24 protein-coding genes and 1 tRNA gene are annotated in these 26,009 nt (G+C 60.2%); 10 read left to right on the top strand and 15 right to left on the bottom strand.

What is annotated here, in order from left to right; genetic code table 11:
- Positions 1-95: 95 nt before the first annotated feature.
- From IAG25_RS38725 to IAG25_RS38695, 7 genes are all read right to left on the bottom strand, one after another.
- Positions 96-2,534: a CoA-binding protein gene (locus IAG25_RS38725; RefSeq protein WP_255504310.1), complete on the bottom strand. Its 2,439-nt coding sequence runs from the start codon at positions 2,532-2,534 to the stop codon at positions 96-98.
- 10 nt (positions 2,535-2,544) lie between these two features.
- Complete coding sequence (locus tag IAG25_RS38720; protein WP_187609562.1) at positions 2,545-3,843, bottom strand: ATP-grasp domain-containing protein; 1,299 nt, start codon at positions 3,841-3,843, stop codon at positions 2,545-2,547.
- 2,643 nt (positions 3,844-6,486) lie between these two features.
- Complete coding sequence (locus IAG25_RS38715) at positions 6,487-6,756, bottom strand: hypothetical protein (protein ID WP_187609561.1); 270 nt, start codon at positions 6,754-6,756, stop codon at positions 6,487-6,489.
- A gap of 270 nt (positions 6,757-7,026) precedes the next feature.
- Positions 7,027-7,099, bottom strand: a tRNA-Lys gene (locus tag IAG25_RS38710).
- A gap of 15 nt (positions 7,100-7,114) precedes the next feature.
- Entirely contained in the window at positions 7,115-7,681 is a 567-nt protein-coding gene (locus tag IAG25_RS38705) for an Hsp20/alpha crystallin family protein (RefSeq protein WP_187609560.1), read from the bottom strand.
- A 222-nt stretch (positions 7,682-7,903) separates the two neighbouring features.
- Positions 7,904-8,311: an Hsp20/alpha crystallin family protein gene (locus tag IAG25_RS38700; RefSeq protein ID WP_187609559.1), complete on the bottom strand. Its 408-nt coding sequence runs from the start codon at positions 8,309-8,311 to the stop codon at positions 7,904-7,906.
- A 27-nt stretch (positions 8,312-8,338) separates the two neighbouring features.
- Positions 8,339-8,782: an Hsp20/alpha crystallin family protein gene (locus IAG25_RS38695; RefSeq protein WP_187609558.1), complete on the bottom strand. Its 444-nt coding sequence runs from the start codon at positions 8,780-8,782 to the stop codon at positions 8,339-8,341.
- Positions 8,783-10,386: 1,604 nt separating this feature from the next.
- On the opposite strand from IAG25_RS38695, the gene IAG25_RS38690 reads away from it, so the two are divergent.
- The 3 genes from IAG25_RS38690 to IAG25_RS38680 all read left to right on the top strand — a co-directional run bounded on the left by IAG25_RS38690 (position 10,387) and on the right by IAG25_RS38680 (position 14,511).
- Entirely contained in the window at positions 10,387-10,770 is a 384-nt protein-coding gene (locus IAG25_RS38690) for a hypothetical protein (RefSeq protein WP_187609557.1), read from the top strand.
- A gap of 533 nt (positions 10,771-11,303) precedes the next feature.
- Positions 11,304-12,821 carry an ATPase domain-containing protein gene (locus IAG25_RS38685; RefSeq protein WP_187609556.1) on the top strand — a complete coding sequence of 506 codons (1,518 nt, stop codon included), beginning with the start codon at positions 11,304-11,306 and terminating at the stop codon, positions 12,819-12,821.
- A 4-nt stretch (positions 12,822-12,825) separates the two neighbouring features.
- Positions 12,826-14,511 carry a response regulator gene (locus tag IAG25_RS38680; RefSeq protein WP_187609555.1) on the top strand — a complete coding sequence of 562 codons (1,686 nt, stop codon included), beginning with the start codon at positions 12,826-12,828 and terminating at the stop codon, positions 14,509-14,511.
- Between the two features lie 65 nt (positions 14,512-14,576).
- Here the strand turns inward: IAG25_RS38680 and IAG25_RS38675 are convergent, their stop codons facing one another.
- Both IAG25_RS38675 and IAG25_RS38670 read right to left on the bottom strand, forming a co-directional pair.
- A complete protein-coding gene (locus IAG25_RS38675; protein ID WP_187609554.1) occupies positions 14,577-15,788 on the bottom strand; it encodes a DUF2252 family protein in 1,212 nt (403 codons plus the stop codon).
- Entirely contained in the window at positions 15,785-16,147 is a 363-nt protein-coding gene (locus IAG25_RS38670) for a hypothetical protein (protein WP_187609553.1), read from the bottom strand. Before IAG25_RS38670 ends, IAG25_RS38675 begins: the two co-directional genes overlap by 4 nt.
- Here IAG25_RS38670 and IAG25_RS38665 point away from each other — a divergent pair.
- Positions 16,146-16,307, top strand: a complete 162-nt coding sequence (locus IAG25_RS38665) for a hypothetical protein (protein WP_187609552.1) — start codon at positions 16,146-16,148, stop codon at positions 16,305-16,307. The two genes, IAG25_RS38670 and IAG25_RS38665, sit on opposite strands and share 2 nt — an antisense overlap.
- On the opposite strand, the gene IAG25_RS38660 is transcribed toward IAG25_RS38665, so the two are convergent.
- On the bottom strand, positions 16,304-16,516 hold the full coding sequence (locus tag IAG25_RS38660; protein WP_187609551.1) for a hypothetical protein: 213 nt from the start codon (positions 16,514-16,516) through the stop codon (positions 16,304-16,306). The genes IAG25_RS38665 and IAG25_RS38660 overlap by 4 nt on opposite strands.
- On the opposite strand from IAG25_RS38660, the gene IAG25_RS38655 reads away from it, so the two are divergent.
- Positions 16,515-17,642 carry an L-dopachrome tautomerase-related protein gene (locus tag IAG25_RS38655; protein ID WP_187609550.1) on the top strand — a complete coding sequence of 376 codons (1,128 nt, stop codon included), beginning with the start codon at positions 16,515-16,517 and terminating at the stop codon, positions 17,640-17,642. The genes IAG25_RS38660 and IAG25_RS38655 overlap by 2 nt on opposite strands.
- Before the next feature lie 19 nt (positions 17,643-17,661).
- Here the strand turns inward: IAG25_RS38655 and IAG25_RS38650 are convergent, their stop codons facing one another.
- From IAG25_RS38650 to IAG25_RS38640, 3 genes are all read right to left on the bottom strand, one after another.
- The gene (locus IAG25_RS38650) at positions 17,662-17,880 is read right to left on the bottom strand and encodes a hypothetical protein (protein ID WP_187609549.1); all 219 of its coding nucleotides are present in this window, start codon (positions 17,878-17,880) and stop codon (positions 17,662-17,664) included.
- Between the two features lie 111 nt (positions 17,881-17,991).
- Positions 17,992-18,591 (bottom strand): response regulator, encoded by a 600-nt coding sequence (locus tag IAG25_RS41835; protein WP_255504309.1) that lies wholly within the window; start codon positions 18,589-18,591, stop codon positions 17,992-17,994.
- 482 nt (positions 18,592-19,073) lie between these two features.
- Positions 19,074-19,307 carry a hypothetical protein gene (locus tag IAG25_RS38640; protein WP_187609548.1) on the bottom strand — a complete coding sequence of 78 codons (234 nt, stop codon included), beginning with the start codon at positions 19,305-19,307 and terminating at the stop codon, positions 19,074-19,076.
- A gap of 375 nt (positions 19,308-19,682) precedes the next feature.
- Here IAG25_RS38640 and IAG25_RS38635 point away from each other — a divergent pair, with 375 nt between their 5' ends.
- From IAG25_RS38635 to ligD, 3 genes are all read left to right on the top strand, one after another.
- Entirely contained in the window at positions 19,683-20,999 is a 1,317-nt protein-coding gene (locus IAG25_RS38635; protein WP_187609547.1) for a Gfo/Idh/MocA family protein, read from the top strand.
- 106 nt (positions 21,000-21,105) lie between these two features.
- Positions 21,106-21,819, top strand: a complete 714-nt coding sequence (locus tag IAG25_RS42180; protein WP_309244018.1) for a DNA polymerase ligase N-terminal domain-containing protein — start codon at positions 21,106-21,108, stop codon at positions 21,817-21,819.
- Positions 21,771-23,624, top strand: coding sequence for a DNA ligase D (gene ligD, locus IAG25_RS38630; RefSeq protein ID WP_309244017.1), 1,854 nt, complete (start codon positions 21,771-21,773; stop codon positions 23,622-23,624). Before IAG25_RS42180 ends, ligD begins: the two co-directional genes overlap by 49 nt.
- Positions 23,625-23,661: 37 nt before the next feature.
- Here ligD and IAG25_RS38625 read toward each other — a convergent pair whose 3' ends face one another.
- A complete protein-coding gene (locus tag IAG25_RS38625; RefSeq protein ID WP_187609546.1) occupies positions 23,662-23,871 on the bottom strand; it encodes a dodecin in 210 nt (69 codons plus the stop codon).
- A 121-nt stretch (positions 23,872-23,992) separates the two neighbouring features.
- Entirely contained in the window at positions 23,993-24,214 is a 222-nt protein-coding gene (locus tag IAG25_RS38620; RefSeq protein WP_187609545.1) for a hypothetical protein, read from the bottom strand.
- Positions 24,215-24,522: 308 nt separating this feature from the next.
- Here IAG25_RS38620 and IAG25_RS38615 point away from each other — a divergent pair, with 308 nt between their 5' ends.
- Both IAG25_RS38615 and IAG25_RS38610 read left to right on the top strand, forming a co-directional pair.
- Positions 24,523-25,002 (top strand): GNAT family N-acetyltransferase, encoded by a 480-nt coding sequence (locus IAG25_RS38615; RefSeq protein WP_187609544.1) that lies wholly within the window; start codon positions 24,523-24,525, stop codon positions 25,000-25,002.
- A gap of 416 nt (positions 25,003-25,418) precedes the next feature.
- Positions 25,419-26,009 carry a hemerythrin domain-containing protein gene (locus tag IAG25_RS38610; RefSeq protein ID WP_187609543.1) on the top strand — a complete coding sequence of 197 codons (591 nt, stop codon included), beginning with the start codon at positions 25,419-25,421 and terminating at the stop codon, positions 26,007-26,009.

Below are 26,009 nucleotides of genomic sequence, written 5' to 3'. Positions count from 1 at the left end.
ACGCAGACCTTCGGGTGGTCCAGGAAGCCAACAACAGGAAAATAGAGTCTAACGCGGGACTTTTTGGGTCGGCGGGTATTACCTACAGATGTCGTTTACGACATTGGTAGGGTAACGACACACGCGTTGTATTCCCCGCGTTGCTCGCACAAATTTGCGATGAACACCTCGCGCGGATCATGGTTGACGGGCCTGTCCTTGAACACCGGATGATTGACCCCTGGCAGCTTCGCTATGTCCAGGCTGCCCACGTTCTTCTTGCGCGCCTTGTACTGGGCGTAACGCTCCACCGCGTGTTCGGCCAGCTTGCGCAGATCCACGCCGTGGCTACCGTCCGACGGATCGCCGAGCGCCGTTTCGCGGAACGCTTCGATCAGGAACGCGATTCCCTCGTACCCGTTGCCTCCATGTGTGTAGCCGGTATGCGAAAGGAAGCCGACAAGCGCCTTATTGAGTTGCACGCGCTCGGGGCTCTCAGGACCGTCGGCCGATACGGCGCCTTTCGCCCCTTGTGCCGAAATGGCTCCTGGACCGTTTGTGAGCAGCAGCCCCGCGAGCGTCTTGAATGCGAAAAGATTGTCGGGGCCAGGTTGGAGATCGAGCAATGCGGCGAAGCAAATCTCGGTGAGGCTGCGTTCGTTCAAGAGCGATTCGTTGGTAAAGCCGCAAAAACCGTCTGGTGCGTGACGCGACGCGTCCGCCGAAGCGCCGATCAAACGTCCGAACAACATCGTCCACCAAGGCAAGCTCTCGGCGGTGACGCGCGACACGCGCTTGCGCATGAGTGGGCCCCACGCCAAAGTGGTTGTGATCGCGGCGAGCACGGCGTCCGCCGTCGGGTGCGCTGGCCGCGACGCGAGCCAGCGGATCAGCACCGACTTAGCGCCACGCTTTGCGAGCCCCGAAAGCATTGCTTCGGCGCGCGGATCGCGAGCGTCCGCGAAGAGCGGCTCGCTGCCGGTGCCGTCGATCTGGCCGATATCAAAGCTTTCGTCGAGCGCATTGGTGAGGCCCGCAGCGGCGAAGTGGTCAATCAACCATTGGGCGGCATCGCGCGCGGCGCGCTGACGCTTCGGCCCGACGATCGACGCCGCAGCCGCCAGAATTGCGTTGGGCGCATTGCCCGCCTCTCGCGCTGCCTGAGCCGCGACGAGCTCCGGCGTTCCATGCAGATTGACCGATGCCGCGATCGCTACGTTGATCAGCTTTTCGTCGTTCTCGCCGCCGGGTTCGTGCAGCAGCGCCAGATTCACGTTCGCTTCGAGCGAGCGCGTCGCGGCGTCGAGCATCGACGTTCCGTGAAGGCTGCTGACTTGCGTTTTCGCATCCATCTGCGAGGCGCCCGATGCGTCCTTGAGCGACTGACGCGGCGCAATCGCCCCGATCTGGCTGTTGACCTGCAAGACCTGCTCGTCATACGGAGCGACCGCGCCGACCACGGGAATCGCAAGTTCAGACGGCAACTCGATCCCCTGAGCGGAGCCGAACCACGGCTTGAGCGCGAGGCTGCCTTCGGGCTCGAAGTCGGGCATCGTCGCGTTGGCGCGCATGACGGCGGTCAGCGCCGCCGGGATATGCGCGATGTTCGTGACGACCGCGCCCTTGGCCGAGCAGCATGGATCGTCGGGGCTGAAAAGTCGGTCGACGCCGAACTTCTCCATGAACCAGCGTTCCTTTGCTTGCGCGTCGTCGGAACCACCGGCCATCGCGCCCGCATGGCCGACCGCGCGTGTCAGCCGGCTTTTCCACCGGCCCACCACGCAGGCGACGACCGGTTTCGTAAAGGTCGCGTCGGCTTCGTAATAGCCGCCCGGTTCGCAATAGAGCACGGCGGCCTTGCTGCGCGCATCGTTGGCGAGTGCGAATGCGAATTCCGGCGCGGCGTAGTGGATGTAGACGTCCTTGCCGCTGGAAATGACGGTCGACGTGCCCCAGCCGCTCATGCGCAGATATTGCGCGATCGTCGTGCTGAAGCCGCCGGAGTTTGAGAAGATAGCGATCGAGCCTTTGCGCAGCGAATCGTCCGGATTGTCGCCCCCGAGCGCTCCGCCAATCCTCACGCGATTCCACGAGTCCGCTACGCCCAGCCCGTTCGCCCCGAAGATGTCGACGCCCGCTTGCTGACCCATCGCGCGGATTTCGCGGGCGTCATGCACGGCGATCTTCTCGGTGATGATGAAAATCTTCTTGAGATCGGGATTGACGCGAATCAGTTCGGCAACACCGTCACGGGCAGCCGATGGCGGCAGATACACCACGCCGCAATTAAAGCGATGCCCTGCCTCCAGCCCTTCGCGGACGTTGTTGTACACCGGAATATCGCCGGCCGATGTGGAGAGCGCTTGCCCCCCCTTCCCGGGTGCCGTACCGAAGACGATATTGCCGCCGGAGAAGGCATGACTAACGGGCGTCACATCGGACGACTCGCCGCCCAGGATGTTGAGCACGCACACGCGATCGTCGCGTGTGGCGATTTGCGCGAGCGAGTTGACGCCGACGAAATATTTGAACGGTTTGCTGTGTTGTTTATGCATGTCGTACTCCTCAAGCCTGAGCCGTTTCGGCTTTCTGCGCGGTCGCGCCAATGCGTACTGCGATCTCGGCTCGGCCACCCTCTCGCATCCACGCGTCCGCCTTGCGTGCGTACTGGATGACTTCGCTGATGTCGGAGTCGAATCCAAAAAGTCTGTAAGGCAGCCCGAGCGAGTCGCAGGTGTCCCTTAACGCAGCCATGCCGCGCACGAGGTTCGGCCCGCCGCGACCCAGCACCACGTAGAGCGGCGTCGGTCCATGCTCGCTGAAGTGTTCGCGAAGGGCATCGGCCATCGCGCGCAGCGTCTCGAAGATGTCGGTGTTGTTCGACTTGCCGCCGATAATGAAAAGCACGTTCGACTGCTTGAGCCAGTGTTTAAAACAGATACGGGCCACTTCCTTCATCTTCGCGTATGGCGGATTGCCCCCGAAATCCGACGAGATGATCGCGGCGTCGCCGAGCATTTCGGTCACGAGCGAGTTGGCACCGCCGCCGAATGTCGGCGCGAGGATCGTTCCCTTGTCGTTGATCACGTACACATCGCTTTGGCCCTGATGCGTGCGCAACTGATTGATCTCCTGCTCGAAGTCGGAGTAGTCGGCGGCGAACAGGTGTTGCGGCAGCCCAAGACGCGTCCAGCGCGGATCGTCGCGATCGAAGCCGCACTTGAAGTCGCAGGCGACAGGGGTCAGCCGTCCGTTCTTGTCCTCGCGCATCCGGATGGGATTGAGCTCCAGCGTCGTCATGCCGAAGTCATGAAAGAGCTCCCAGAGTTTTGGCAACTGCTGCACGAGCGGCGAGATAATCTCCTTCGGCGCGCCGATCTCGCTTAGCGCATTCGCCACGACGAACGCCTTGAGGCCCGTCAACGCATCAAAGGGCACCATCGCCACATGCTTCGGGTCGACCTCTTCAATGTCCATGCCGCCCTTATGCGAAAGCGTCATCGTCGGCGCTCGGAAGCGGGTGGAATCGGTGATCGAGAAATAGACTTCATGCTCGGCCGGAACGCCAGCTTCGAACGTCACGCCGTTCGCCTTCGCCTTCAGGTGGCCGACAGTGTGTTCAGCGAAGTACAACCGTTCTTTTTCGCTCAACGCGGTCTTGAGATCCGCTGCACGGCCGAGCAAGCCCGCTTTGCCTTTCTTTCCGACACCTCCCTTGAACACGGGCTTGATGAAAATCTGGCGATGACGATCGATCAAGGTCTTGATCTCTTCCTCGCTGGCGCTCGGGCCGAGGATCTCACTCGCCGGAAATCCAACGAATTGCAGCAGGCGCGCGCCGTGCAACATACCGGTGATTTGCATGAAGTTTGTCTCCTGAAGGGCATTGCGATAGAAAGAAACGGGTGTTTGGACAAGAGCCAGACATGACGATGCGGCCGCCGCGCCATTGACGCTCGGATTCGGATGTCTGGTTTGCGCAGAGGCTAGGCCGCGAAACCAGGCGGCCTCGAGCGGCAATCGTCAGCCGCGATGGATGTGTTGTGTGACGTGCATGGCGTGTCTCCGATGCGTTCTACTTACGTTCCAGTTTGCTGGAATCTTGAGTACAAATACTGTCGCAAAGGGGCTGAAAGTAGAAGTGCAATCTTTTCAAGTATTGATGTCGTCTGGCTATCAATGCGAGTTCTGTGGCAGCGAAAGTCGTGCCGTGTTTGCGGGTGCTAATTTGCACCGATGCGGTTGATATACGGGGTCGGCCCACCGAACGCAGCAAAACCCGCCATCACGCATACGCGATACGCGTGCTCGCTAAAGCGTTGCCGAATTTCGAGGGCTTCTCGCACGGCTGCATCGGAAATATACTCAGGCGATTAGGTACATGAAGTTGCGAGGTGAAGGCCGATTTACGCGCCCTGCTTGCTCCTGATGCGGTTATGCTCTCTCCTGCCGAGGACTTCCAGTGTCGAGTGACTAGGCGTCCGCCGAACGCATCGACGGCTTCGAGCGCATCGCGAGCGTGATCATTCGCCTTTGATTTACGAGGCGCACTTCCCGCCACCCTCCGACCTACAGGAAACCAATCAAACAAAATGATCGTTGCATGGGCGCGACGGGGTCGGCGCAACTGGAGACCATTGAGCGTGACCGATGTCGACTATGTCGTCGGCACCTTTGTGGATCAGTTACGGACCTAGCCGCTCCCCTTCTGTCCACTTTCCACCCTCGCTTGAGCCACCGCGTACGACACGGCGCATGGTCCATGCCTTTGAGGAGATTGGCCAGCGCGCGTCCGCTGCGCGAGTTCGAAGACGACCTAACTGCTTCGACTGTCCCAAGGCCGGCGTACACCGCCATATCTTTCGCGGCTCGACTCGTGCAACGGTCTCTTCAGCTGAGCCATGCGCGCAGACCAACATTATGCGTGTACGATCACCTTGCGCGTGTCCGCCAGCCGTACCGGTCAGACAGCAACGCGCTGTCTCGATAAGCCTTGCCTAGGTGAGCCAAGCGAGTGGCTCGCCCGCGCCCACTCTACTGACCATGGGTTTCTGAGTGCGGTTAATCGCGCCGAGCCGGGCGCCCACCCAGCGCTCGGCCTATGATTCAAACAATCAAAGACTCGGTCTAGCCGACAGGGTGGCCAGCAGATCTGTCAACTGTTCAATGTCAATCGGTTTGACAAGGTGATGGTCGAAACCCGCCTGCGCGCTGCGCTGGCGATCTTCTTCTTGCCCATAGCCGCTTATTGCGATTAATGTGACGCCCGCCGTCTCAGACCGGCTTCGGAGATTCCGCGCGAACCCTCGGAGCGGCCATCGAACGCGCAGCCGTTGGCAAGTGGCCAGCTGAAGCTGATGATTGTGGACGACAATTCATATGGGCAGCGCGGTCTTCTGGAGCGCGCTGTTCGAAGCGCTGTGCGGACGCGCAGACGGTCGATCCGGGGCGACGAACATCGGGAACGCGGCCGCGACGGGTGCGCTCGTGGCCTACGTCGTCGATTATCAAAGAAGAGCAGACGAGTCATGTTTGGGTGGAAGTGCGCGCCTACTCGACCGGCGAAGGCGGGATCGCATCGTTTTTTCGGGACATCACCGAGCGGAAGCGCCGCGCCGAGGCCGGTGTACTTCGCGCTCGGCCTTCTTCGCCGCGATGCGTCGCGCCAGACACAGTGCGTGATGGCCTTCATCGCCGCGTAGTGTCCATGCCCCTTGTGCATCGCGCCGGCGGATGCTACCGCCGCCGACGCCGCCCTGCCGTGGCGCCCGATCCTATCGCTCGGGTAAGCAATTCGTGAACGTGCGTTTGCATGGCATACCTTCACGTCTCTCGACTGGCTTAGTCCCGTGAGGCCATCGCATCGGCTTTCCCGACGCCGCTTCAAGACGTCGATGCGCGGCGCCCGTTTGTTCTCTCGCTGGTAGCGCCCCGCTGCCGCGACCAACATGACGCCCGCAATCCCGATGAGCGCAGTGCGCGGGCCTGCTCGCGCAACATCGATTGGGTCGCATCGACCGGTTGAACTCGCTAGCGAAGCGGCACGCTGCGACTGAGCTGCGAATGACCGGTGAGCGTCAGCTAAGGCGTGAGACATGTGGAATAGGCTGCGAATAAGTCCAATTAGATTTTATAAGGAAATTAACTTAGGTTAACTACGACAATGGAAATAGGTAGACATGTGTCATTCGAACAACTACTCGGTGGGGTCGGGTTCTTGACGCCGACGTTATTTCCGCGGTCAACAAAAAGGGCGTCAACGGGCTCGCGCGGGCTTGATATGCAGCAATGCAGACTGGCTTCGTTTAGCCGAAGCCGGATGCGGCGACGCAGGCGCGGTAAGTCATGCTTATAAGGGAAACGATCTAGAACGTGGTCGAACGTCGCAATGGTAACCGGCCTTTAACATGCCAAGCGCAGTGGCGCGCCCCTGCACGAGGAGGCGCGCGGCGAAGAATGCGCGAACGAGCGATGCACAGCGACACGTCGTCACCCAGCGAGGGGGCGTCATGCCTTTCTCGACGTTTCGTCGAAAATGCCGCGCCCGATGGAGATGATCGCGTATTCCAACGCATTACGTTGCGCCTCGGACGCACTTTCGAACGGTCGGGAAGAACGCGCCAGGTGCCAATCGGCGAGCACCTTGCCGGCCCTGTCGATGCGCACGATTGCGACGTAACCGTCGGGCGAGGACGTCCGCGTTTGAAGCTCGAGAACCGGGAACGTCAGAATGCCGACAGTAAAATCGCCCCATGTTTCTTGAAGTACGTCAAGCATCGGAGACTCCAACGCCCGGATGCTTGTCCTGTCCGGGCAGAATTGGTCTGATATTTGTTTTTAGTCCAGCTCGTGTCGATTTGAACGAGTTGCAAGCGTCTCGTCGCGCCTCTGATCGTCGGCTCAGGCATCGCTACTCAGGGAGCAAAGCGCCGCCTTCCGACAGTAAGCACTTGCTTTGTCTATGAGAGATGCCAATGTTTTACATGCACCGATTCGGGTTTCTGGGCGATAACCATACCTCCTTTCAGCTTCGCGTTACCGTTCCCATGGGCCGTATTGGATTCGAACCAGCGACCAACGGATTAAAAGTCCGCTGCTCTACCAGCTGAGCTAACGACCCGATCCCCTCGATGCCCTAGCCAATATCAATCGTGCGGCTCGCGGGGCGCGTCGGCTCTAATTTCGGCACCGTCAACGTGAGCACGCCGTTGTCAAATTTCGCCAGCGCGCGTTCTGGGTCAGCGTAATCCGGCATCGGGATCATGCGCACGAACGTTCCATGGGCGCGCTCCAGCCGGTAGCAGCCATTCTCTTCGCTGCGCACGTCCTGCTTTTTCTCGCCACGCAGCAGGATCGCCCCGTCCTCGACGCTCACATTCAGATCTTCGCGCGCCATGCCAGGCAACTCGGCTGTTATGCGCAGCACCTTGCCCTCATCGACCACGTCGACGCGCGGCTGGAAGCGTGACGAACTGAAGTCGCCAAACCATCGTTCGAGCGTGCCCCGACCCGCAAATGGGTCATGAAAGAACTCTTCCATTGCATGCCACGCTTCGCTTGAAAACAGTCGCGCAATGTCAGGCCACGAGGCCCGCCACTGTTCATTTGTCGAAGGCGTTTCTTTGCGATCGTCCGCATCGGAGTTGCGGGATGAACCGCGAAGGAACTTGGAGGGATTCCATTTCTTCGGATCGGTGCTCATCGTATTCTCCTCTATAGCATGGGAGACCAACATTCCGACGCAGCGAAGCAAAGTACTCGCAAAGAAAATTGCTTTCGCACGGGGCCGGCGGTTCGCTGGATGAGTCTGTCTCCAATGCACGCACTCGTGTCTAACACCCACATCGGAGCCAAGGGGCGGCAGGTGGCAGCCTGACGGCCACCACCCGGTTCCTTTCCGCTACCGTTGCCGCCGGCCCTCGGCTCAGTCCGTCCGTATTTCGATCCGGCGCGGACGGGCCTCGTCCCGACGCGGTATCGTTAACTTCAACACGCCATCTTTGAGGTTGGCATCGATTTTTGACGCGTCCAGGTCAACCCCGAGAGAGAACGCCCGCGCAAAATGGGGCCGGCGAATCTCCGCATGCTGCAAGCGCAGCCCTGCCGGCATGGGTACCATCGCCTCGGCCTCGATGTATAGGCTGCCGTCGTGTACCTTTACGTCGAGTCGGTCCTTTGTCACACCGGGCAAATCGGCCCACAGGGTTACGCCCTGGCTGTTCTCGAAGATGTCTACGGGCGGAGTTAGCGTGATGCGACGTTGCGACTGGTCGCCTTCACGCCTCGCCACTTCCGTCTGATCCTTTTTTGCAAGCTCGGTCGTGTCGTTCATGATGTTCTCCTCAGTCCGCAAAAGATTTCACTGCACCGTGATGGCCCGGGGCTTGGACGTCTCCCGCTTGCCGATGCTTACGGTCAGGCAGCCATTGGTGTATTGCGCCGAGACCTTGTCAGGGTCAGCGTGCTGCGGGAGCTCAATGACGCGCCGGAAAGTGCCGACGAACCGCTCGTGCGCGTAAGTGCGCATGTCGTCGCCAGTTGCTTCTGGCTGCGAAGGCTCGCGCTCGCCGCTGATGGTCAGCAGCCCCTTGTCGATGGATACGTCAAGTTTCTGCGGGTCAACACCCGGCGCGAACGCGACGATTTCGATCGAGCCGTCGGTCGAGCCGATGTTGATCTGCGGGAAGGCGCCAAAGGGCCCGGAACGGATGCTGGACGGGAAACCGCCGAAGAGGCCTGCCATCTGCCGTTGCAGACGGTCGAACTCGCTAAAGAGGTCGGTCCCGAAGTTAAGTTCGCTCATGGTCAATCCCTCCTTTGAACGAGCAGGAAGACGAACCGGCCTACGCGCTCCAGTTCGTCTCCCGTGCCGCGGGCAAACAAATCGAAACACGCAGCGCGCCGGACTGCTGGCGCGACTGCCTGAGCGAGATCTAAGATAGGTTGCAGAACAGGAATTTCAAGGGGACGAGCGCTGATGTTTTGTTCATGGAAAGCGGCGGCCGAAGCCCTGTTATGACGGTTTCTCCTGACAAACCATGCGACGACACCATGGATTCGAATACGAATGGATGAGCTTGAGCCAGCACAGTGTTCTGTTACGTGCCAATAAGGTTTTCGCTCCGCGGCGAATGCGTGTGGCGGTCAGAGTCATTCCGGCTCCCAGTCGGCAGTAACATGAGCGCCCGCGCGCGAGACGGACCAATCAGACCGAGTAACCGACTGCCCCTTCAGCGCACCGGACGATTCTTACTCCGCCTTACAGCGACAAAGTGGTCACCGTATTTTGCTAGGCGTAAGCGGCACCCCGGTCCCGACACTAATGCGTCGCTACCTCCGCCAGCGGGTGGTCGTCAGGGGCGCGTGACGTGTCCCAGCTCAGGCATTCAGTTTTCAGGTCGCCGGGCGATCCGGGAGGATCGTTGTATAGTCGCCCGGGGCGTACCGGTCCCTGCCTCGCTGGAACGTCCCCGTAATCCAAATATCGCCCTGAAGGGGCAAGGTCCGCAGCGGCGAGCTCGTTGAAGGTGCGTCGCCTGTCCAGAACATGGTTATCGCGGCCGCAGCCCCGAGTAATACCTGCCGTGCGTTCATAGCCCTAGCCTCATACTCTTGCAGGCCCATTGGGGCAAATCCCCTATCCATCGCTGGGATCAATTCGAAGCGTGTTGGCGGCGGGCGTTATCGCGGCACCTGAAAGTCGCGCATGCTCACAAACAGCGAAGTGGGACCCGCATCGCATAATTGCCTGCATGCACAACGGCGTTGTGCTACCGCGCTCCGACGGGAGAGGCGTGGAACCACCCGTGGCGCATGAGGACATGCTCGACCAGACTGAACGAAGCCGGGCGCAAAAAACTTGCTCATCGTCTTCTCCTTCGACGCAGCAAGGAAGAGAACGGGCTTGCGCGCCCCATTTCGCCTGCGATGCTGCCGGCTAACAAATAGAAACACGCAGCGTGCGACCGATCGGGCGGCGGACACACTGCCTGAACTGAAAATAACGTACTCAATCTCTTTGAAAATTTCAAGTCGCCGCGGTGGACTGAGGGGGCAGCAGCGCCGCCGCGAGCGACAACGCAACTCAGGTCGCACGTCGGCGAAGACGAACGGCGCTGTGGTCGAACGCAGTGCGCCGCCACAAACGCACTCCTTGCGCGGCCCTCAGTCCACTGCGTTTCAGGCACCGCCAATGAAGGCGTGAACCCAGGCTGCGATGCTCCTCGGCGACGGGCGCCGACGCCGCCGTGACGGGGTGACGTTTCCATGGTCCCGTTCCGGGGATCGATGTCGTCGCTCATGACATCGCATGACCGCTGCTGCTCGTTCTTCCGGTCCAATCTTAGGCTTGAAAATCGTCGCTTTGCCCATATCGTCCCGCGCAAATAGATCGATTGGGAGGACATCGTGGAATTCGATACTGATTGGCGTACGCTTGGCAAGCACCGCATCCGGCTGCGCTCAGCCAAAGGCTTCCCGACCGAGGTCATGCATCAACTCGCGGAAGTGACGCGGACCGCGGTCGACAACAATATGAGTGCGCGGGCGCGCGTCGTCGACATCGTCTTCGGGCAAGAGAAGACCTACGACATAACAGTCGGCTCTACTGTAGCGGAGGATCGGCTCTGCGCGCCGCAACTGGAGGCCGCTCTCGCAACGGTGATGGGCCTTGTGCCTGATCAGGTCAATATACTTGTCCGGATCGTGGCCCAGGAAGAGGTCGACCTGCACTTTGGGGTGTATGAGCGGATGCTTGCGGAAAAGGTCGGTGCCGTGCCACCGATACAGTGATGTCAGGGCGATCGTCGCCCGAACAGCGAGGGCAGCCGGCGGCGACCTTCGGGTGCAGTCGGCTAGCTGGCCACAATTGCACCGATTGAACACGTGGAACACGCCGCGACTCGTGGTTCTCGCGCTGCCATCGAACATCGCTTGTCCACGAGCGCGGCAACACGGCGTGCAGTCACGCGCCGTGCGACCGTCCGAGCTCGTCTGAAGGGTCTATTGATGCGCTATGCACCCCTCGTGCCGCCTCCGGCGGCATTTTAGCCGCGTCCGATCGCGACAATGGGATGTGGCGCAGTCAGCGCGCGGGATCGGAACCTCCGCTCGTACGACGCCGGGGGCCCACAGCCCCATCGGCGCCCCCAAGGCCCGGCGCCATGACGTCGAAACGAGAAATGCCGCTCTTCTAGACGGTATCAGCGACATCATCGACGCAAATACCGCAATCGGGTCGCTCAGAATCTCCCGCACGCCGACGCGAACGCGGCCCAGTTTTTGCTCGACATGGCGGCCGACGGTACAACACCACACTTCAACATATGTTAGCGACGATCAATCAGCCAGATCCGTGCCGTATCTCATCGGGCGTCGACGGCCTGGACGATATCCTGGGCGGTGGTTTGACGCCGCACCGCATGTATCTTCTCGAAGGCGCCCCGGGTGCAGGCAAAACAACGTTGGCCATGCAGTTCTTACTTAAGGGTGCCGAAGTCGGTGAGCCAGGCTTGTACGTGACCTTATCGGAGACAAAGGCCGAACTCGTGGCCGTCGCTGAAAGTCACGGCTGGGACACCGCGCACATCACGATCATTGAACTGCTCACCGATGAGGGCCTCGATCCTCGTTACGAACAAACGATTTTACATCCCGCGGAAGTTGAATTGGGCGAAACCGTCCGTGACGTCATCGCGCGGGTCGACGACTTGAAGCCGGTCCGCCTCGTCTTTGACAGCCTGTCCGAACTCCGAATGTTGTCGCAGAACCCGCTGCGATACCGGCGTCAGATCCTCGCACTGAAGCGCTATTTCGCGACCCGTGCCTGCACGGTGATGCTGCTTGATGACAACGCCTCGGAACCCGGCGATCTTCAGTTACATAGCATCGCGCATGGCGTGATCAGCCTCGACAATCTGGCACACGATTATGGTGGCGAACGCAGGCGACTGCGCATTGCCAAGATGCGTGGCATTAAGTTTCGCGAGGGATACCACGACATGACGCTCGAAACGGGGGGCATCAAGGTTTATCCTCGCCTCGTCGCTGCAGAGCATCACAGCGACTATTCGGCGAACGCATTGAGCACTGGGACATCCGGGCTCGATGCGCTCCTCGGCGGCGGCCTTGTCCCAGGCACAAACACGCTGTTCGTCGGGCCATCGGGCGTCGGTAAAACGACAACCGTCGCCTCATGTCTGCTGGCTGAACTCGAGCGCGGAGAAGCCTGCGTCTACTATCTGTTTGACGAGACGCGTACCACGCTGCTACGGCGTTTAACCAGCCTCGGCATTGATCTCAGGCCCCACCTGGAAAGTGGGCTGCTGACCCTGCGCCAAGTCGACCCTGCCGAAATTTCGCCGGGCGAGTTTGCGAGTGATGTGCGTCGCAGCGTCGAGCGGGACAACGCGCGCTTTGTCGCCATTGATAGTCTTAACGCGTTCTTGCAAGCCATGCCTGGCGAACGCTATCTGCTGTTGCAGATGCATGAGTTGCTCACCTATCTTAATCAGCGCGGCGTCATCACCCTACTGGTCTTGGGGCAGCATGGTGTCATCGGCGAGATTCAGAGCGACATTGATATCAGCTATCTTAGCGATGTGGTCGTACTGTTCCGCTACTTCGAGCGTCGGGGTGAAGTGCTCACCGCGGTGACCGCGGTCAAAAGTCGCGCGAGCGGGCACGAGCGCTCGATACGCCAGTTCCAGCTAGGCAACCGCGGCCTAATCGTCGGCGAAGCGTTGCGTGATTTCGAAGGCATTCTGGGCGGTCTTCCAAGGTACCAGGGGGAGACGGCTATGCTGCCCCCTTCGAACGGCAATAAAACACCCTCCTCCGACTAGCGCAATGGAACTTCGCGTTCTCATCATGGCGCCCTTCGGCCGCGACGCCGATGTCATCGCCGACGTTCTCGCGAGCGACGGTCGAAGCTGCTTCTCTTGTCTTGACTCGGAATGTCTCTTGAAGGAACTCGAAAGGGGCGCGGGCGTTGCGATTGTTACGGAAGAATCCATTCAGGACGATAGCGCTCGCTCGCTCGGAGAGTGGCTCGAGCATCAAGCTGCCTGGTCCGATCTCCCCATCATCCTGCTCTCAGGGCGTTTCGCCGGCCGCCGTCCCATGGCGAGCCTCGACCTGCTCGAACAGCTTGGAAACGTACTGGTTCTTGAGCGGCCCTTGAACTCCGAGACGTTGCGTCGTGCGGTGACGTCGTCCCTGCGCGCCCGCGCTCGGCAGTATGAGTCGCGCAAGCATCTGGCGGAATCCGAGCAACATCTGATCGAACGCGTGAAAGCGCAAGGGGCGCTCGAGCACCTAAATGAATCGCTCGAAAGTCGTATCAGCGAACGCACGCGTGAGCTTGCATCGGCGAATGATCGGCTCATGAAAGAGATCCATGAGCGCGCCAAGGTGCAGGCCGTGCTTGTGCAATCGCAAAAGATGGAAGCGCTGGGCCAGCTGACCGGCGGCATCGCGCACGATTTCAACAATCTTCTTAATGTCATCATGGCCAACGCCGAGTTGCTTGCTCGTCTAAGCGTTGATGAGCGGGTGCGCAAGATGGCAGCAACGATCAAACGCGCCACTGAGCGTGGAGGCAAGCTCACCGCCCAATTGCTCACGTTCTCACGCACGAGCAATCTCGACTTGAAGGCCGTGAACGTTACTTCGCTGCTCCAAGGCATGCGTGACATCATCTCGATCTCGCTGGGACCGGCCATCGCATTCTCTACCCATGCGGACGGGAAAGATCTTTGGACGCGGGCGGACGCGAACCAGCTAGAGCTCGCCGTGCTCAACCTTGCCATTAACGCGCGTGATGCCATGCCGGGCGGCGGACGCCTTTCCATCCACGCAAACGAGCGCCCTGCGCCGGATGAAACACTTGCCGCCGGACGCTACGTCGTCATCAGTGTGAGCGATTCCGGAACGGGCATCGAGCCAGGTGTGCTATCTCGCGTGTTCGACCCGTTCTTTACGACAAAGCCGGTCGGCAAGGGTACCGGACTGGGATTAAGTCAAGTGTACGGAATCGCACGGCAGGCAGGCGGTGTTGCGCGCATTGCGAGCGAACTGGAAAAAGGCACCACTGTAGAGATGTGGTTGCCGCTCGTAGAAAAGGAAATGCAGGAAATCGTCGCCGGGTCAAACTTGGATAACCGCGCGGTCGAGGGCCGCCACATCCTCGTAATTGAGGATGACGAGGACGTCCGGAGCATGCTTGTCGAATGCCTGCAGGCCTTCGGGTACACCGTTTCACAAGCACGTGACGGCGTTAGCGGTCTCGAGCGCCTTCACATCGACGATCCCGACCTGCTGATGGTCGACTATGCCATGCCCGGGATGAACGGATTGCAGGTCATAGAGAAGGCCCGAGAATTTCGCGAAAGCTTACCGGTAATTTTGGCCACAGGCTACGCAGATGTCGATATTTCGACGCTCGCTGATAAGCGCCTCACGGCGCTGCGCAAGCCATTTCAACTTGACGAGCTTTCACGCGTGGTCCGCTTGGCGCTGAGCGCGCCCACATAACGAGAATTAAAACGTAGCTACGCTGGAGGACCTCACAACAAGCGAGCGATTGGTAGATCGTACAGTCAAGTTCCGGTCGCGTAACGCCGACAATGCTCGAGGTAGCCCGCTTCATGGTTGCTCACCAATTGGACGATGCTGTTCCAAAGCCATAGCGGCGCGTCGATGGTCTTCGATCGATTGCGACCGAGTTCCGCTCGCCACGCCCGCTTCGTTGCGTCGTCCATCTGCCGCGCATGTGCCTTACCTACGACAGCCGCGAGATAGTGCGCGACGTGCATCGCGTCATCCTTGCCGAGCGCCTCGATCTCGAGCTTCATGTCCTGCGGCAACAACTCGCGGATAACGACGCCGCGATCGAGCAGGCGCGCTGCGCGCATTCGCTCACCGAGATACGGTGAGAGGTTTCGGGCACCTTCGAGGACACGCAACGCGTTGTCGCGCGGCATCGCCACATCATCATAACGGGGCGCCGCGGGCTTCACGCCTTCCTTGATGTCCATCAGACACAGGTCGTCGCCTTCCACGACGCCACCATCGATATCGAGCAGGACCGCATAGCGCAGACGGCCGAGGGAACTGCAACCCTTCACCCAATACGCCGCGTCCAGCACGACAACCTCGCCCGAGTCTTTGCGACCCTTCAGGCTGGTCGGCAGACTCGCAATGTCTTCGTCGGCGAAAAACGCTTCGATCGCCTTTCGCTCGTCTCTGGCAAGAGGCCAGAATCGCCTTCCCAGGGGAATCGCCGGATGAAGATCGTCGATGCGCTCACGCGCGAGATGCTGCCACGACCGGCGCACGGCTTCCTTCATCGTCACGTGAACAGGTTCAGGACGTTTGATGTCAATGACCTCACCTGCGAACGCGGATTCATATCCGGCAGCCAACGCCTCGATCATTCGCACGACGTTCAGGCCGGACAATGAGGACCCGCGCGCAGCCGTCGCGAGCGACAATCCCAGGCGGACGACGTCATGCACGGGATTGCCGATCACCGTCTGATCGAGGTCGCGAATCTGGATCTCCACTTTGCCTTTCGCATTGGCGATCGGCCCAAGATTGCCGGTGTGGCAGTCGCCGCAAATCCAGATCGCCGGTCCGTGAGGCAGCGAGTCTCCGTTCGCTTCGATCACCCACTCGTAAAATCGTTCTGTATTGCCCCTGACGTATGCGTGCGGCGAGCGCGCCATCTTGCAACGGCGCAGTTCGGAGAGAAGCGCCTGTCGGTCATCGGGCGCGGGCATCCGCTTGTTCGCTTCGCTGTTCTTCGTCATATTGTTTGTCGTAGGTGGCTGACCAGCATAGCAGGAGCTGTTCCGTTGTCTTCCAAACGGCTTACGCGGTCGGCAAAGTGCCCGTCGATGCTCTCCAGATTTCCCCCGACCTGTTCCAGGGCGAATGACAGCCTCGACAACGACTGCAACTGGCGTAAATCTGCCTCGATGCCGGAAATAGCGGCCGCGATGTCGGACCGGATGGCCGCGGACGTATCGTTCAGTGGCCCGAAAAAACGTTCGGCCGTTGGCAGCGGCCCGCCGCCGCGCATCCACGCAGCCAGTGCTCGCAGATAGTAGCGAGCGCGATCGCGTACTCGCGCGATGCGCGACGCCAGCACCTTCAGAAGCTCGCCCATGATCTCGAAGGCGCGCGAACGGGAGAATTGCGGTCACACGCTCAACGACACGCCGATGCCGATGGCCGCGCCCAGCGCGATTGCTCCTGCACGCGACACTGCGCCCGCGATGCTCGCGGAAGACTCGAGCGCGAGCGCCGCAGCCACGACGATGCTTTAGTTCGTGGTCGGAAGGCGCGTTGATGCAATGCATGCCACGAGCGTCGCGAGGGCGAATCGTGGCAAGGCATCGGCGACATCGGGGAAATAATGCAGCGTCACGAGACCGACCGCGGTGCCGATCACCGCGCCGATCACGAGCATCGCCCGTGCGCATGCCACGGCATCGCGATTGCTGAGTTGGCGGATCCTCGCCTCGGAGCCGATCATGAGACCGCTCGTCAAAACCCTTCTCGCCCTTTGCCTCGCCGCCCTCGCGCCGTTGGGCAGCGCACAGGAATCCGTTATCAGACACGATCGGCAAAGCGGCGATGCCCGGCTGCAGCTCCTGGCGACGTTCGAGCATCAAGTGACCGGCGTCACCGTAACGCCCGATGGCCGCATTTTCGTCAACTTCCCGCGCTGGACGGAAGATGCGCCGATCTCCGTCGCCGAGCTCGGCAGCACCGGCGATCTTCGACCGTATCCCGATGTCGAATGGAATAGCTGGCGCAATTCCCGACGCGACGAGGTCACCCCGCAGGACCATTGGGTCTGCGTTCAATCCGTCGTTGCGGATAAGCGCGGCAATCTCTGGGTCATCGATGCCGGTGCGCCGGCCCAGTCGCTCGTCGTGCCGGGGGCGCCGAAGCTCGTGCAGATCGACTTGACGTCGAACCGCGTCGCGCATGCCTATTCGTTCGACGAAACGATCGCGCCGCAAGGCAGTTATCTCAACGATGCGCGCAACAGCCCGGACGGCCGCTTCGTCTACATCACCGACTCCGGCGTGCGCGGAGCGATCGTCGTGGTCGATACGGCGTCCGGCTCGGCGCGCCGCGTGCTCGACGGCGATCCGAGCACGCAGGCCGACAAGAGCGTGACCGTCAAAGTCGACGGCAAGCCGCTACAGCAGACAGATGGACGACGCGTAAGTTTCTCCGCTGACGGGATCGCGCTGACGCCCGATGGGCGCTATCTGTACTGGCAGGCGGTGGAGGGAAGAACGCTCTATCGCATCGCGACCGACGCCCTTCAAAACGCGCAGTTGAGCGCGCAGCAGGTGTCGGCGCGGGTCGAGGCCGCCGGCATCGATGGTCCCGCTGACGGTCTATGGTTCGACGAACGCGGGCGGCTTTATGTGTCGTCGGTCGAACATCATGCGATAAGCATGCGCGATGGCGAGCGCTTCACCACACTCCTGCGCGATAAGCGCCTGGTCTGGCCCGATACGTTCTCGGAAGGCGTGGATGGCACGATCTATGTCACCGACTCACGGATTCCCGACATGAGTTGGTTCAACCCGCAAAGCCCCACCGCGTTACCGACGCGGCTCTATGCGATTAGGGGACGTTAAAGGTCGTCGTCTTCGTCGGCTAGCTGACGAAGACGATCTCTTGGACGAAGGTACTGCTGCAAGTGAAATGAGCGATCCGCCCGATTCGCAAATTAAAGAGCACTTGTTCGAGCCCGTGGACTTCCCTGCCGTCCTTATGCTCGCCGACGACCGTCGCGCCGCACGCCTCAGGCCCATTGCGCTTGAGGTCGATGATGCGGCGGATGGCGCCCTGCTTATTGGTGAAGTATCTATTCATGAAGGGCGCGCGTGCGTTGTCGTGCTGCGATCGTAGCGCAGCTTGCCTTAAGTGAATGTTATGTTGAATACGTTTCCACTCGATCCACGCAATCCTGCGCGAGTTGACGCCTCAACAGCGCCGGATGATTTCCGCGACTTCCAACGCGGTAACGGGCTTGCGCAGATAACCGTCGAATTGACGCGATGATTCCATGTCGAATCCACTCTTACCGGTCACCGCGACGATACACGCTTCGGTTGATGCACCCGCGCAGCGAACGTATTCGCAGAGCTTGCGTCCGTCGATATCGGGCAGGCCGATATCCATGAAAACGGAGTCGTAGCGCGTCTGGCCTGTCATGCGTAGCGCCTCGCCGCCGGTGCGCGCAACGTCCGCATGATGGCCGAGCGATGCGGCCAGTTCGGCGAACGCCGCCGCGACGTTTTCATCATCTTCGACGAACAGAAACAGCATTGTCGATACTGGCCGATTGCGGCCAGCCCCCGTGTCTTTGGAAGGGCGCGCGTGCCTAAGCAACCTGAGCAAATCCCGTACCTTCGGGACGGACCTGCAAACGCTGCTACTTTCATTCATCCCGACCCAGCACGGAAGGTGTCGATTTCGCGCCGAGGTGGAGGCTACCTCGCCGTCGACCCTGTCGCGACGTCGCTTTAGCGCGACCATCCCGGCCGGCTGCTTTCCGGTGTCAGCGCAGGCATGCACGTCCATTCACAAATGAAGCACCGATCGATGCATCACTCCAATCCGCCAGTACCGTCGTGGTCGCTGCCGTCGAGTTGGATCTTGTTACCCAAGCACGCCCCTCGTGCTCATGTCTGGTAAATTTTCGGCGACATCTTTCGGGCGTGTTGGAGGCCGCGGCGCAATAGGACATCGAAGCGTCCGACACTGCCGCGAGCGACTCGCTGACGAAGTCCACGAACATTCGTCGAGCGCCGGCGCGGTCAACCGCTTGCGTCCGGCGCGTCCGCCGTCTCATAAGTCAGGTACGCGCGGTGCTCCCTGATCTAAAAAGACCAAACGAGTCATGTCGTGTTCGTCGACGTCGACCACTTAGCGCGATATCGTGGAACATACATAGCGGCTTCCGCGTCCCGGCGTCGACCGAGTGCATGGCAGAGCTTTACTTTACAGAGAGGGGTTACCGCCGTGCTACGCAATGTACGGGCAAAAAACCAGCCCCAATGGGCTCATTGCTGATCAATGCCGTCTGACCAGGAGCGCACCGTGAAAGCTTCCAACCGAATCAAAATCTCGCTGATCATCGCACTGACGACGTGCAGTTGCTTTATGGCGGGCTGCAACCGCAACCGCACCACCGTTACCACGGGGAACGCGGCCAGCGACACCGCGGCCGCCGCGCCAGCATCGGGCGCCTCGGTTCCGACTGCGGCGAGCTTCCCTGCTACCGCGGCCAGCGACACGCCTTCGGGCGCCAGCCAATAACGCCTAAACCCAGTACGCCGCGAGTCAACTGATCAACGAACTCGCGTCCCTGTCTACGGACAAACTCCCGACGCACCAAAGTGCGTGACGGCGTTCATCGCAGCGCACGGTCCGTGCCCCCTGTGCATCGCGCCGGCGGATGCGACCGCCGCCGACGCCAGCCCTGCCGCGGTGCCCGATCCTATCGCTCGGGTTAGCAACTCGTGAACATGCGTCTTCACGATAACCTCCACGTCTCTCGACTGGTTTAGTGCCGTGACGCCATCGCATCGGCTTTCCCGACGCTGCTTTACGACGTCGCTGCGCGGCGCCCTTTGGTTTCGCGCAGGTAGCGCCCCGCTGCCGCGACCAACATGCCTGCCCGCAACGACCCTACGCGCCTTGAACCCGAATCGACTTCCACGCCGCCAGGAACCGGGCGGCGCGCGTTCTTATTACGCGGAAGCGCGGGCATCGCGGTCGCGTTCACCGCCGCTTCGGCTGGCAACGCGTGGGCTGCCGGTCCGACGGGCGCCGACGCCAATCAAGTCAAGCTCCCGCTGATTCAGGATCCGAACACTGAGCAGAAGGAAGAGACACCGGACGCCAGCTTGCCGCCCGACGACCGCATCGGTTATGCGATCGTCGGACTCGGTCGCCTGTCGCTCAACCAGATCCTGCCAGCGCTCGCGCAGTGCAAATACTCGAAGGTCTCCGCGCTGGTTTCGGGCGATCGCGCGAAGGCGCTGCGCGTCGCGCGCCAGTACGGCGTGCCGGAGGCTGACATCCACGACTATCAAAGTTTTGAGCGCCTCGCCGACAACCCGCGCGTGCAGGTTGTCTACATGGTCTTACCCAACGGCATGCACAAAGAATTCACGTTGCGCGCCGCGAAGATCGGCAAGCACGTGCTCTGCGAAAAGCCCATGGCGAATAGCGTCGCCGATTGTCAGGCCATGGTCGACGCGATGAAGCGCGCGAACCGCAAACTCATGATCGCATATCGCAGCCAATACGAGCCGATGGATCGCATGATCGCGAAGATGGTGAAGGACAGGCAACTTGGGCCGCTGCGCGAGTTCATCGCGGGCAATTCACAGAACGTTGGCGATCCGTCCCAATGGCGATTGAACAAAGCGCTGGCGGGCGGCGGTGCATTGCCCGATATCGGGCTTTACTGCCTGAATGCGGTGCGCTTTCTTTCCGGCGAGGAGCCGCAGGAAGTCATCGCGACGGTGAATCGGCCGGAGTCCGACCCGCGCTTTGTCGAAGTGGAGGCGTCCGTGCACTTCATCCTGCGATTTCCAAGCGGACTGACGGCGACGTGCATGTCGAGCTATGCAAGTCACGAGTCGCGCTTCTTCAGGCTGCAGGGCGCGCAGGGCTGGGTGGAGATGGATCCGGCGTTCGGCTACAACGGATTGCGCCTGCGGCACGGCAAATTGCTGGGCGGCAAGAGCGCGGCTACCGAAGTGCAGATCGATCCGCAGAATCAGTTCGCGCGCGAGATCGACCACATGTCGGTGTGCGTGAAAGATGACATCGTGCCGCACACACCGGGCGAAGAAGGCTTACAGGATCAGCGCATCATCGAGGCGATCTACGAGTCCGCTCGCACCGGCCGCGCAATCAGGCTCGCCGCGCCCGCAGTCCCGACACGCGGCCCCGATCCGCAGATGGAAGAGTTTTGAGAAGTTCTGCAATTCACCCGAACATCCAAGGTGGAAGGTCGGCTACTTTTCCGGGCGAAACGATCGGCGTATTGAAAATCAGCCCATCGAACCGAGGGAAACCGCGATGGTTTCGTCCGGAAAAACTGCAGCGGCAACGCCACTCAAGCGCTATCGCGATAAGCGGTACTTTGGTGCCACGCCTGAGCCGTCTGCATCGAAGGCGAGTGTGGCAAACAGAACGCCGACTCAGGGCAGCAGCTTTGTTGTGCAGAAGCATTGGGCCAGTCGCCTCCACTATGACTTCCGGCTCGAACACAACGGCGTGCTGCTCTCATGGGCTGTTCCCAAAGGGCCGTGCTACGACCCTGCGAAGAAGCAGATGGCGGTGCACGTTGAAGACCACCCTATCGATTACGCTAGCTTCGAGGGAACCATCCCTCCCAAGCAATATGGCGCAGGCACGGTCATTGTGTGGGACCGTGGGACGTGGGAGCCGGTCGGAGACGCTGACAAGGGTATGGAAGCAGGAAAACTGATTTTTCGATTGCACGGTGAAAAGCTCGCCGGTTTGTGGGAGCTGGTGCGGATATCAAAGCCGGGAGACAAGGCCGACCAGTGGATGATGTTTAAGAAACGCGATGAGTGGGCGCGACCGCTCGCCGAATACGACGTCATCAAGGCACTCCCCGACAGCGTCATTGCCAGTCCCCTTGGACTTGTCGAAGAACGCGAGTCTCGCTCTTCCGAAATCGGCCCACTGCGCTCCCGGAGGTCGACCTGTCGGATGCAGTGGCAGCGTCGCTGCCCGCTAAGCTTGAACCTCAACTGGCAACGCTAGCGCCTTCGCTGCCAGCAGGCGGTGACTGGATAGTTGAATCCAAGCTAGACGGTTACCGACTGCTAGCTCGCATCGAGAAGAAGCGAGTGAGGCTGTTCACACGCAACGGGCACGACTGGACATCTCGATTCCCATTATTGGTCGCTGAACTCAAGGACCTACCTCTCTCGAGTGCATGGTTGGACGGCGAGATTGTCGTGCTAAAAAACGGTATCCCCAGTTTCTCCGCTCTTCAAAACGCGGTTGATGGGCAATCGAACAACGACATCGTCTACTTCCTTTTCGACGTGATATTCCTTGACGGCAAAGACCTTCGGAGGGTGCCACTGTGGTCCAGGCGTGCGGTACTAGCGCCGATTGTTGAAAACTCAGGAAACCGGCTGCTATACAGCCAGGACTTTAACGCTCCGCCGGCGCAGATATTTGAAGCGGCGACAGGATTGGGGTTGGAAGGGCTAATGCTTAAGCGTCGCGACGCACCGTACGAGTCGGGGCGTACGCAAACTTGGCTGAAGGCGAAAGCACGGCTGCGACAGGAACTGGTTATTTGTGGCATGACCGCGCGTGGCGGCAATGACGGAGAAGTGGGCAGCTTATTACTCGGCTATTACGTCGGCGGCAAGCTTCATGACGCGGGGAGTGTCGGGACTGGTTGGGATTCGAAGGCTGCACGCGACCTCTGGAAGCAACTCACACCTCTTGAGCTCGACGCAACGCCGTTTCACACGCCACTCAAGAAGCCAGGCAGATGGTCAAAGCGAGCGGTCGGGAGCGAGAGATGGGTAATGCCTGTCCTGGTGGCAGAGGTGGAGTTCACTGAGTGGACGGCCGATGAAGTGATTCGGCAAGCGTCCTTCATAGGTCTGCGCCTTGACAAGGACGCTCGTGGCGTAGTTCGCGAAGGCGGGACGACCCGGGCCCCTGGGTCTCATCCTCAAATGAAGATAACGCATCCCGAACGCGTGATTGATGCGTCAGCGTCGGTGACGAAAGCCGACCTCGTTCGGTTCTACGCCAGCGTCGCGGAGAGGATGCTGCCTCATCTCAAAGACAGGCCCGTTGCCCTCGTGCGTGCGCCTGAAGGCGTAGCCGGTAAGCTCTTTTTCCAAAAGCACGCCGAGCGCACAGCGATGCCCGGGCTGAAAGCGCACGACCGTGATTTGTGGCCAAAGCATCCGCCATTGCTAACGGTCGACACAGCGGAGGCTTTGTTATCCGCGGCGCAGATGAACACTATTGAATTCCATACATGGAACTCGGTAGTGCGACGGCTCGAGGCGCCAGACAGGGTCATCTTCGACCTCGACCCTGGCGAGGGCGTCAAATGGGCTCACGTTCAGGAAGCGGCTTTACTCGTCCGCTTGCTACTGTCGGAGTTGGGCTTGCAAGCGTGGTTGAAAACGAGCGGTGGCAAGGGCTTGCACATAGTCGTGCCGCTGAACCCCCGCCTTGACCACGCCAAAGTAAAGGAATTCTCGAAATCGTTCGTTGCACAGCTCGCGAAGACGATTCCAGCGCGCTTCTCGGCGGTCTCTGGTCCATCGAATCGCGTGGGGAAAATCTATGTTGACTACCTTCGCAATGGGAAGGGCCAAACGACCGCCGCAGCATTTTCGGCTCGAGCCCGGCCGGGGATAGGCGTTTCAATGCCAGTTGCTTGGGAACAACTTGCTGACCTCAAGAGCGGTTCGCAGTGGACCGTACAGACCGCTCGCGAGTACTTGAGCTTCCAGGCAAGCGACCCTTGGAGCGATTACTGGACGACGAAGCAGTCGCTGGCCTCTGCGACGAAGCGACTGCCGTAGACTGGCGGTCCACCCAGCCCTTCGTGCTTGATAATCGTCAGTCGTCGACGCGGAACCCAACTTTCAAGGTCACTTGCCAGTGCGCAATCTTGCCGCCTTCTGTATGGCCCCTAGTTTCTGTCACCTGAAACCATTCAATGTTCCGCACTGACCTGGACGCTTTTTGAAGCGCAACCTCGACAGCTTTATCGGACGATTCAGGTGAAGAACCTGTGATTTCGAGAAGTTTGTAAACATGATCAGACATACGAGCTCCCAAGACAATATGCGTCTTCAATCGTTGATGGTTGGTGGTTAATTCGATGTAATTTTGGGCTCTCGAGCTTCGCCGCGGGTGTTCGAAGGAGGGGCCGAGAGCCCGCGCGGAGCTAGCTTCGTGCTTCCGCTCCCTTCAATTCATCGTGTTTGTGAGCATGCGTTGCAGCGTATTTCAGCTCAAAGTGCGCTCCCTTGCCGCTGCGTGTCGGCGGGAAGTGTTCGCCCTCTACGCACGTCACATCGAACTTATCTTTGCCATCGTCATGGACGACAGAATAGATACCGGATACTCTCACGCGCTCACCTGGTTTATATGCAGTGTCGCCAGCCATAGATTGCTCCTCGAGTAGTGACGAGTGCTGGCAAGCAACTGCTGTACCTTGCCAGCCAGTCGAGTGCGTGTTTGCCCAGATCCCCTGCTAAGGTCGTTAACAGACCAGCCACGGTACGCGCTCTCGCCAAGTTGCAACTTCAGGTCCCGGGTTGGCTTTGGTCATCACGCTCGCACTCCGCGGCATTGGATTTGACCGGCTGGAGACGCCTAGTCACGCCTGAACCGACTCGCGCTCAGAATCACCTGAGGTCATGTGTGGCTCTTTTCTTGCTGCAGACGGGAACGCTCGCCTTAGGATACACTCGCATGACAGCCGCTTCTCTTCCTGTACTCGTGCAACGAGAAGGCACATGGTCCTACGATGGGCGTGTTCTCCTCGACGAAATTGCAGCCATGCATGCCCTCTATTTGGGTGTCGGCGGAAAGTCGCGCTTCTCGCCTAGTGACATAAGCACCGCCCGAGGGCGTTTTCTTATTGCTCGAACCGCGAGGGGTGAGGCTGTTGGTTGTGGTGCTTTCAGGCGACTCGACTTCGGTGTCGCAGAGCTGGTCTGTATCTATAGTCGAATGCCAAACGCCGGCATCGGAAGAGCCGTGCTGACGGGACTCGAGTCGAATGCGGCAAAGGCCGGATACCACTCTCTTATGGTCGAAATGCCGAGACCGAACCTGTCGGAACAGCGTTTCTTCTGGCGCATGGGCTTCGAGCCAGCATTTCCCACCGCCGCGAACCTCAAGCCGGACCAAGGCTTGTTCATGCGGAAAAAGGTGTCGGAGGTACGTTAGGAGGTGCTTTTGCTGGCTTTCGGGCGGCAAAGGGTCGCCGCATTCACGTGTGGTCGAATCTCGTGCACGTTGCATTTCCGCGCGATTCTGCCCTCTTCGGCGCGATTTTCCGCAGTGCGATCGCACCATTCCTAGCGAAGCTTCTTGGGCAAGCACCTAGGCCAAACACTATGCTGCGATGATTACGTAGCAGCAACCCGGTCCCAGCGCCGTCGATGGACGACCCCTCCTGCGACCTCGCGTTGACGGGTCATGCCCTCCAGCATTCCGTCCATCGGTAAGAAGTCTCGTCGATTACGACGACTTCGCCGCTCTGGCACACTTGAAGCATGATGCGGGAGGCGGAACAGTGCTTGCTTAAGTGCTTTTATCCGGACGGGACGAGCTCTCGGCCCCGCCAGCGCGAAGGAGTGGCCATGTACATCTCATCATTCCCAACCATCACGGCGATGATCCGCATGGATCACACGCACGTGATGGCGACTTTTCATCGGTATCACGCTGAAACGTCTTGGTGGAGAAAGCGCTCCATCGTCGAACTCGCTTGTACGGCGCTCGAAATTCATGCGCAACTGGAAGAAGAGATTTTTTACCCCGCGCTGAGCGAGGTGATGGCCGGTGACGAGCGCCTAACGAAGAGCAAGCCCGAGCACGACGCGATGAGGGAAGAGATAGCGAAGCTGCGCGCCATGGGGCCGCAAGACGCCGCTTACGATGCGCGCTTCATGCAGCTCATGCGCGAAGTGATGCATCACGTCGCGGACGAGGAAACGGTATTGCTTCCCACTGCCGAGCGCGCGCTGGCGTCACAGCTGTCCGAACTCGGCATGCGCATGACGAAGCGCCGCATGCAACTCGTCGCGCAGCATCGGCCGACTGCGATCGCGGCGAACACCGTCGGCACGTTTCCGCTCGCTTCGCTTGCTGTGATGTCGCTTGGCGCTCTCGCTATCGCGCATCGTCTGCGGGGGGCCGCCGACGCGCGGCGTGGCGGACGCCATACGTGA

The organism is Caballeronia sp. EK (assembly GCF_014384845.1).
In the GTDB taxonomy this organism is placed as follows: domain Bacteria; phylum Pseudomonadota; class Gammaproteobacteria; order Burkholderiales; family Burkholderiaceae; genus Caballeronia; species Caballeronia jiangsuensis.
Note: the sequence above shows the minus strand (reverse complement) of the source record. Positions and strands in the feature narration are given on the sequence as shown.

What these genes read in the sequence shown, in the direction of transcription:
- IAG25_RS38695 (WP_187609558.1), bottom strand. Translation starts at nt 8,782, where the DNA reads ATGAGCGAACTTAACTTCGGGACCGACCTCTTTAGCGAGTTCGACCGT.
- IAG25_RS38685 (WP_187609556.1), top strand. Translation starts at nt 11,304, where the DNA reads ATGTTAGCGACGATCAATCAGCCAGATCCGTGCCGTATCTCATCGGGC.
- IAG25_RS38705 (WP_187609560.1), bottom strand. Translation starts at nt 7,681, where the DNA reads ATGAGCACCGATCCGAAGAAATGGAATCCCTCCAAGTTCCTTCGCGGT.
- IAG25_RS38655 (WP_187609550.1), top strand. Translation starts at nt 16,515, where the DNA reads ATGAGACCGCTCGTCAAAACCCTTCTCGCCCTTTGCCTCGCCGCCCTC.
- IAG25_RS38675 (WP_187609554.1), bottom strand. Translation starts at nt 15,788, where the DNA reads ATGACGAAGAACAGCGAAGCGAACAAGCGGATGCCCGCGCCCGATGAC.
- IAG25_RS38615 (WP_187609544.1), top strand. Translation starts at nt 24,523, where the DNA reads ATGACAGCCGCTTCTCTTCCTGTACTCGTGCAACGAGAAGGCACATGG.
- IAG25_RS38720 (WP_187609562.1), bottom strand. Translation starts at nt 3,843, where the DNA reads ATGCAAATCACCGGTATGTTGCACGGCGCGCGCCTGCTGCAATTCGTT.
- IAG25_RS38660 (WP_187609551.1), bottom strand. Translation starts at nt 16,516, where the DNA reads ATGATCGGCTCCGAGGCGAGGATCCGCCAACTCAGCAATCGCGATGCC.
- IAG25_RS38650 (WP_187609549.1), bottom strand. Translation starts at nt 17,880, where the DNA reads ATGAATAGATACTTCACCAATAAGCAGGGCGCCATCCGCCGCATCATC.
- IAG25_RS38610 (WP_187609543.1), top strand. Translation starts at nt 25,419, where the DNA reads ATGTACATCTCATCATTCCCAACCATCACGGCGATGATCCGCATGGAT.
- IAG25_RS38625 (WP_187609546.1), bottom strand. Translation starts at nt 23,871, where the DNA reads ATGTCTGATCATGTTTACAAACTTCTCGAAATCACAGGTTCTTCACCT.
- IAG25_RS38670 (WP_187609553.1), bottom strand. Translation starts at nt 16,147, where the DNA reads ATGGGCGAGCTTCTGAAGGTGCTGGCGTCGCGCATCGCGCGAGTACGC.
- IAG25_RS38665 (WP_187609552.1), top strand. Translation starts at nt 16,146, where the DNA reads ATGATCTCGAAGGCGCGCGAACGGGAGAATTGCGGTCACACGCTCAAC.
- IAG25_RS42180 (WP_309244018.1), top strand. Translation starts at nt 21,106, where the DNA reads ATGGTTTCGTCCGGAAAAACTGCAGCGGCAACGCCACTCAAGCGCTAT.
- IAG25_RS38725 (WP_255504310.1), bottom strand. Translation starts at nt 2,534, where the DNA reads ATGCATAAACAACACAGCAAACCGTTCAAATATTTCGTCGGCGTCAAC.
- IAG25_RS38715 (WP_187609561.1), bottom strand. Translation starts at nt 6,756, where the DNA reads ATGCTTGACGTACTTCAAGAAACATGGGGCGATTTTACTGTCGGCATT.
- IAG25_RS38635 (WP_187609547.1), top strand. Translation starts at nt 19,683, where the DNA reads ATGCCTGCCCGCAACGACCCTACGCGCCTTGAACCCGAATCGACTTCC.
- IAG25_RS41835 (WP_255504309.1), bottom strand. Translation starts at nt 18,591, where the DNA reads ATGGACGTGCATGCCTGCGCTGACACCGGAAAGCAGCCGGCCGGGATG.
- IAG25_RS38700 (WP_187609559.1), bottom strand. Translation starts at nt 8,311, where the DNA reads ATGAACGACACGACCGAGCTTGCAAAAAAGGATCAGACGGAAGTGGCG.
- IAG25_RS38620 (WP_187609545.1), bottom strand. Translation starts at nt 24,214, where the DNA reads ATGGCTGGCGACACTGCATATAAACCAGGTGAGCGCGTGAGAGTATCC.
- IAG25_RS38680 (WP_187609555.1), top strand. Translation starts at nt 12,826, where the DNA reads ATGGAACTTCGCGTTCTCATCATGGCGCCCTTCGGCCGCGACGCCGAT.